Here is a 6,664-nt window from a genome sequence, read left to right on the forward strand (position 1 = left end):
CCGATGAAAGCCAACGCTTCGATTCACAACCAGCGCTTGTTGCGCGGCCAGGCGCCGTCGTACGAACGCTTGCAGGCTCGCCTTGCCGAAGACGGCAGCACGCCTGAGACAGAACCGCTGGCTCTGCATTGCGGCTGGGGACGGCTGCTGATTGGCCATACCTACCCTGACCCGGCCTCTCTCGCGCAGGATTTGATCAACGAAAAGCAGGGCGAGCGCGACATCGCTTTATACGTCGCTGCCCCGCAACAGGTGCTGGCGCAATCGCCGCAACAGCTGTTTCTCGATCCGTCGGACACCCTGCGCCTGTGGTTCAGCGATTACCGCCCGGCCCAGCGCGTGTTTCGTGGCTTCAGGATTCGCCGGGCACAAAGCGAGGGAGACTGGACGTCGATCAACAACCTGTACATCGCCCGTGGCATGTTGCCCATCGACCCCAACCTGCTGACACCGCGTCATCACGGCGGCCCGGTTTACTGGATCGCGGAAGACGAGGCCACCAATGCCGTGATCGGCAGCGTGATGGGCTTGAATCACCAAAAGGCTTTCAACGATCCCGAAAATGGCAGCAGCCTGTGGTGTCTGGCGGTTGATCCGCAATGCACACGGCCCGGTGTCGGCGAAGTGCTCGTGCGTCATCTGGTCGAGCACTTCCAGAGCCGGGGTCTGGCGTACCTGGATCTGTCGGTGCTGCATGATAATCAGCAGGCAAAGAGCCTTTACGCCAAGCTGGGGTTCCGCAACCTGCCGACCTTCGCCATCAAGCGTAAAAACGGCATCAACGAGAAGCTGTTTCTCGGCCCCGGCCCCCAGGCGGACTTCAACCCCTATGCCCGGATCATCGTAGAAGAAGCCCATCGCCGCGGCATCGAGGTGCAGGTGGATGACGCGGAAGCCGGGCTGTTCACGCTGATTCATGGCAGTCGCCGCGTGCGTTGCCGGGAGTCACTGAGCGACCTGACCACCGCGGTCAGCATGACGCTGTGTCAGGACAAACGCATGACCCAGAAAACGCTGAAGGCCGCAGGTCTGGCAGTGCCGGTGCAGCAGCTGGCCGGCAATGGCGACGATAACCTGGCGTTTCTTGAAGAACATCAGCGCGTCGTGGTCAAACCGGTCGACGGTGAGCAGGGTCAGGGCGTGGCCGTGGACCTGCGCACCATCGAAGACGTCCAGGCAGCAGTCGAGCGTGCTCGCCAGTTCGACAGTCGTGTGCTGCTCGAGAGCTTCCATGAAGGCCTGGACCTGCGCATCGTCGTGATCGGATTCGACGTGGTCGCCGCCGCGATCCGTCGGCCCGCCGAGATCATCGGCGATGGCCGTCACACCGTCGGCCAATTGATCGAGGCCCAGAGCCGGCGACGGTCTGCCGCTACCGACGGCGAGAGCAAGATCCCGGTGGACGATGAAACCCACCGCACCGTTGAAGAAGCGGGGTTCAGCTTCGACAGTGTATTACCGGCCGATCAGCGCCTGGCCGTGCGACGTACCGCGAACCTGCACACCGGCGGCTGTCTGGAAGACGTCACCGCGATTCTTCACCCGGTACTGAAGGACGCCGCAGTACGCGCCGCGCGCGCCCTCGATATCCCGGTGGTCGGCCTGGACCTGATGGTCCCCGCCGCCGATCAGCCGGAGTACGTATTCATCGAAGCGAACGAGCGCTGCGGTCTGGCCAATCACGAGCCACAACCGACGGCCGAGCGCTTCGTCGATCTATTGTTTCCCCACAGCCAGCCTGCCCATGGCTAAGGCGCCATTCCTGTAGCAGTGAGCTTGCAGGCGGATCGAATCCGCCAGCGAGCCCGCTATCAGGTCATTCAGCGCCCCACACTGAGGTTCCTATGACGACTGCAAACATCCATGAACCGGATCTGAATTACCTGCAGAAAGTCCTGCTGGAAATGCTCGCGATCCCGAGCCCCACCGGTTTCACCGACACCATCGTGCGCTACGTCGCCGAGCGCCTGGAAGAACTGGGCATCCCGTTCGAGCTGACCCGCCGCGGCACCATCCGCGCCACGTTGAAAGGTAAACAGAACAGTCCCGACCGCGCCGTCTCCGCGCACCTGGACACCATCGGTGCCAGCGTTCGCGAAGTCAAAGACAACGGCCGGCTGGGTCTGGCCCCGGTCGGTTGCTGGTCCAGCCGCTTTGCCGAAGGCAGCCGCGTCAGCGTGTTCACCGACAATGGCGTGATTCGCGGCAGCGTGCTGCCATTGATGGCCTCCGGGCACGCGTTCAACACGGCCGTCGACACGATGCCCATCAGTTGGGACCACGTCGAAGTGCGCCTGGACGCCTACAGCGCGACCCGCGCGGATTGTGAATCGGTGGGCATCAACATCGGCGACTTCGTGGCATTTGACCCGTTGCCCGAGTTCACCGACAGCGGGCATATCAGCGCGCGCCATCTGGACGACAAGGCCGGCGTCGCCGCTCTGCTCGCGGCGCTCAAAGCCATCGTCGACAGCGGCGTCGAGCCCCTGATCGATTGCCACCCGCTGTTCACCATTACCGAAGAAACCGGCAGCGGCGCTGCGGGCAGCCTGCCGTGGGACGTCAGCGAGTTCGTCGGTATCGACATCGCCCCCGTTGCCCCCGGCCAGCACTCCAGCGAACACGCGGTCAGCGTGGCGATGCAGGATTCCGGCGGCCCCTACGACTATCACCTGTCACGCCATTTGCTGCGCCTGGGCGAGCAAAACGAACTGTCCGTACGCCGCGACCTGTTCCGCTATTACTACAGCGACGCGCACTCGGCGATCACTGCCGGTTACGACACGCGCACCGCCCTGCTGGCGTTCGGCTGCGACGCGACCCATGGTTACGAACGCACCCACATCGACAGCTTGAGCACGCTGAGCCGTCTGCTCACCGCCTACATCATGAGCCCGCCAGTGTTTGCCAGCGACGCGCATCCGTCCAACGCATCGCTGGAGAACTTCAGCCATCAGCTGGAGCACGACGCGCAGATGGAAAGCGACACTCGTGTGCCGTCGGTGGATACATTGGTGGGGCAGCGGTAGCCTGCCCGCACGGGGCGCGATAGCATCGCCGCCCCGTGTACTTTTTGTGATGGCCGAGAAACCTATGCTGATCCCTTACGACCAACTCGAAGCCGACACCCTGACGCGCCTGATCGAGGATTTCGTGACCCGCGACGGTACTGACAACGGCGACGACACCCCCCTCGAAACCCGCGTATTGCGGGTGCGCCATGCGCTGAGCAAAGGTCAGGCAGTGATTTTTTTCGACATGGACAGCCAGCAATGTCAGCTGATGCTCAAGTATGACGTGCCAAAGGAATATTTCGAGGAATAGGTCACCTGCCCGGCAACCGGTTGGCGAGGTGCTGCAGCCGCGAGGCGATCCGTCGGATAACTTCTGCCCGATGAATCCTGATGCTCTGCGGCGCATCGATTCCCAGGCGCACCTGATTGCCGGTGATGCCCAGCACCTTCACGGTGATGTCATCGCCAATGTTGAAGGTCTCTCCGATTTCCCGCGTCAATACCAGCATACGTCCTACTCCTTGGCTGTAACCGAGGAAGCAGGTTGACGCTCAGGTCCCCGCGCTTCAATGCGCCAGAGCAAAATCAGTAACGCCCTTCATCCCTTCAAGAACATGGCCGACAGACGCTTCCTACGCACTTGGACATTTCCGGCCCACGGGTCGGAGAAAGGTACGGCAGACGTCAGGTTGTGCCTCAGGCACGGCGCATCAGGCGGCTGACCAGCGCGGGCCGAGCAGGATGATGGTCGCGCCGATCACGCACAGGCCAACGCCGATCCAGTCGGACGTCAACGGGCGGACACGTTCGATAACGCCCAGCCAGGCAATGGAAGCAATGATGTAGATGCCACCGTAGGCTGCGTAGGCGCGCCCGGCATACGTGGCTTCGACCCGGGTCAACAGCACGGCGAACAGCGTCAGGCTGATCAGCGCCGGAATCACCCACAGCGCGCTCTTGCCCTGGCGCAGCCACATCCAGAAGGCATAACACCCGGCGATCTCGAACAGCGCGGCGAGGAAAAACCACAGGTAATTGAGCACAATGAGCCTCGTCTTGGGCAGCCGGAAAGTGCCGGCCACCCTATCAGAAAAGACCCGTTCAGAATGTCTGGCTCAGCTTCCGGACTTCGCCTTGGCGCGCATCTTCTCCGCCATAGTGGCCATCTCGTCGTACAGCAACTGAGGATTTTTCTGCTTGAGCTGCCAGGCCATTCGCCCTTGCTCATGGGGCAGGATCATGAACTCCCCACTGGCCACCTGCTGGTAGATGTAATCGGCGATGTCCGTCGCGCTGATGGGCGAACTCTCCAGCAACTTGCCGACCTGGGCTTTCATCGCCGGCGTGGGGCCGCGAAAGGAATCCAGCAAATTGGTCTGGAAGAACGACGGACACACCACATGCACGCTGATTTCCTGCTGGCGCAGCTCGATCAGCAGGCTCTCCGACAGCGCAACCACCCCCGCCTTGGCGACGTTGTAATTGCTCATCGCCGGCCCCTGCATCAACGCCGCCATGGAGGCGATGTTGATGATCTTGCCCTTGCTCTGTTCCAGCAGCGGCAAAAACGCTTTGCAGCCCTTGACCACCCCCATCAGGTTAATCGCGATCTGCCACTCCCAATCCTCCAGCGACAATTCGCCAAAGAATCCGCCTGAAGCGACGCCGGCGTTGTTGACGATCACATCGATGCCGCCGAGTTTCTGTTCGCAGGCCTGGGCGAACGCGGTGAGCTGGCTGTAGTCCCGCACGTCACAGCGCTGAACGAAACCGTCCCCCCCTCCTTCGCGCACCAGGCGCAGGGTTTCCTGAAGGCCGCTGTCACTGACATCCGACAGCGCCAGCTGCCACCCTTCGCGCGCCCAGCGCAGCGCGATCTCGCGTCCCAGCCCGGACCCTGCGCCGGTGATCATGATGCGATTGTGCATAGCAGACGCCCTGTCGGTTACGAAGAAGTAGCCAGAGTGTAAACAGGTGGATTGTCCGACAAACCCTTCATCAGGTCGCTGAATATGAGAGGCAAACCGATTCTTTGAATGGATGGTCACTCTTTTGGATGTATTCGGTCTGCGGGTTGATTAAAGCGCAGCGTGTTATATCAAACTTGGCGACCAGTTAGTTGCAGGTTCGTTCCACACTAAGCCAGGCACTTTTTGCGCATTTTTAATCAAAATCTGATGCGATAAATTGTCTTGCTAAAATTTCAAACCCATGATTTATATAGATTTTTCCGCAGGTGTTAATTTTTATTTCCGCCGCTCAGAACCTTTTGATTAAAGCGACAGTCGGATTCATCAAGCAGCACAATGACTCGCCTGAGAGGCAACGTCTTGAGTTGCATAGCCATCTTCCAAGAACACTAGAAGGAACTCGTCATGGGCATCGGCACAATTCTGATCATCATCCTCATCCTGCTGTTGATCGGTGGACTTCCGGTATTCCCGCACTCCAGAAGCTGGGGCTACGGTCCGTCGGGCATCATCGGTACGATCCTGGTGATCCTGCTGATATTGGTGTTGCTGGGCAGGATTTAACTGCCAGGCTGACATTAAAAAAGAACCGCGCTCAGGCGCGGTTTTTTTTGTGTTTTTTTTAGGGGCCGATCTGCCTAGGGGCAGATTGTTCGTTCGGCCTGCACCCAAGTCGCGATTGGCAATGTCTGAGCTTTTTGCGCATGAAGATCAAAAGCAACGACAACGGCAACGGCTTCCCGGCTGAAGCCGGTCCCACAGGGTGTACGCGGTGTGCTTTTTAGTGGGACCGGCTTTAGCCGGGAATGGGTCGGTTTGAACACTAACAATTCAGAAACTTGCGTTCGCCCGTCAGCGGCAGCCACTGGGCGTGGAGGAAATCAGCGGGAGGGAGGATTTACAGCAATTGAACAGGACGTTCTGAGGAAGCTAGGGCGTAACGCCCTAGCAGATAGCGGGCATCACTTTTTCTTTTTTGCAGGCTTGTCGGCCTTTTCTGCCTTGTCTGATTTCTTGGCCTTTTCTGGCTTGCTGTCAGCTTTCTTTGCCGCCTTCTTTGGCTCAGCGGCTTTCTTTGGTTCAGCCGCTTTCTTGGTGTCTTTCTTGGTGTCTTTCTTTTCAGAAGACTTAGAAAGAGTCGAGGCCGCCGCTGATTTCTTTTCCGGAGAGGACTTTTTGTCCTTCAAATCCTTGCTGGCTTTCGAAGCTTCACCTTTGGTTTTCTTGTCGTCTTTAGCCACGTTAACCACCTCTCGAAGAGTGCCGGTATTAGCACAAGGCCTGTGGGAATCTCCACACGCTGATCATTAGGCGAACCGGCGTAAAAGCGGTTCAATCTTTTTTAAGCACTGATCGCAAAAATGACATCTGCCTCAGATTTACCCGCGCCTGAACTGGCCCCTTCCCGGCTAAAGCCGGTCCCACTAAAGCAGCGCGGGCATTCAGTAAAACGTTTGGTGATCAAACCGGCCTCTTCCCGGCTAAAGCCGGTCCTACACCGGACGCGCTTGTGATCTTGCTCTTCCTACACAAAAAGCCCAGTCACCACCAAACGCGACTTGGGTGCAGGCTGAACGCAGGTCTCGCGGAGTGGGCCGAGCGGCATGGATGCCGCGAGAGCGCCGTCAGGACATGGATGTCCGTTCGGCGCGGGCCCACGGAGCGAGACCGGAGTGAGGG

Annotated in this window: 8 protein-coding genes; 4 read left to right on the forward strand and 4 right to left on the reverse strand. The window is 59.5% G+C overall.

The features are described 5' to 3' along the window. The first annotated feature begins 3 nt into the window (after positions 1 to 3). The 3 genes from ngg (at position 4) to QWI18_RS10725 (ending at position 3,324) form a co-directional block, all read left to right on the forward strand. The gene (gene ngg / locus QWI18_RS10715) at positions 4 to 1,752 is read left to right on the forward strand and encodes an N-acetylglutaminylglutamine synthetase (RefSeq protein ID WP_192135468.1); all 1,749 of its coding nucleotides are present in this window, start codon (positions 4 to 6) and stop codon (positions 1,750 to 1,752) included. A 92-nt stretch (positions 1,753 to 1,844) separates the two neighbouring features. Further along, a complete protein-coding gene (locus QWI18_RS10720) occupies positions 1,845 to 3,029 on the forward strand; it encodes an osmoprotectant NAGGN system M42 family peptidase (RefSeq protein ID WP_065986892.1) in 1,185 nt (394 codons plus the stop codon). A gap of 64 nt (positions 3,030 to 3,093) precedes the next feature. Continuing rightward, the gene (locus QWI18_RS10725) at positions 3,094 to 3,324 is read left to right on the forward strand and encodes a YheU family protein (protein ID WP_192135470.1); all 231 of its coding nucleotides are present in this window, start codon (positions 3,094 to 3,096) and stop codon (positions 3,322 to 3,324) included. A 1-nt stretch (position 3,325) separates the two neighbouring features. Here the strand turns inward: QWI18_RS10725 and csrA are convergent, their stop codons facing one another. From csrA to QWI18_RS10740, 3 genes are all read right to left on the reverse strand, one after another. Next, the gene (gene csrA / locus QWI18_RS10730) at positions 3,326 to 3,523 is read right to left on the reverse strand and encodes a carbon storage regulator CsrA (protein ID WP_065986888.1); all 198 of its coding nucleotides are present in this window, start codon (positions 3,521 to 3,523) and stop codon (positions 3,326 to 3,328) included. Positions 3,524 to 3,724: 201 nt separating this feature from the next. Continuing rightward, entirely contained in the window at positions 3,725 to 4,057 is a 333-nt protein-coding gene (locus QWI18_RS10735) for a YnfA family protein (RefSeq protein WP_074890245.1), read from the reverse strand. A 72-nt stretch (positions 4,058 to 4,129) separates the two neighbouring features. Continuing rightward, positions 4,130 to 4,942, reverse strand: coding sequence for an SDR family oxidoreductase (locus QWI18_RS10740; RefSeq protein WP_369318808.1), 813 nt, complete (start codon positions 4,940 to 4,942; stop codon positions 4,130 to 4,132). Positions 4,943 to 5,389: 447 nt separating this feature from the next. Here QWI18_RS10740 and QWI18_RS10745 point away from each other — a divergent pair, with 447 nt between their 5' ends. Then, the gene (locus tag QWI18_RS10745; RefSeq protein WP_092410703.1) at positions 5,390 to 5,548 is read left to right on the forward strand and encodes a DUF3309 family protein; all 159 of its coding nucleotides are present in this window, start codon (positions 5,390 to 5,392) and stop codon (positions 5,546 to 5,548) included. Between the two features lie 398 nt (positions 5,549 to 5,946). Here QWI18_RS10745 and QWI18_RS10750 read toward each other — a convergent pair whose 3' ends face one another. Continuing rightward, entirely contained in the window at positions 5,947 to 6,234 is a 288-nt protein-coding gene (locus QWI18_RS10750; protein ID WP_065986884.1) for a hypothetical protein, read from the reverse strand. Positions 6,235 to 6,664: the final 430 nt, after the last annotated feature.

The sequence above is a fragment of the Pseudomonas sp. W2Oct36 genome (assembly GCF_041060465.1).
GTDB lineage: Bacteria > Pseudomonadota > Gammaproteobacteria > Pseudomonadales > Pseudomonadaceae > Aquipseudomonas > Aquipseudomonas graminis_B.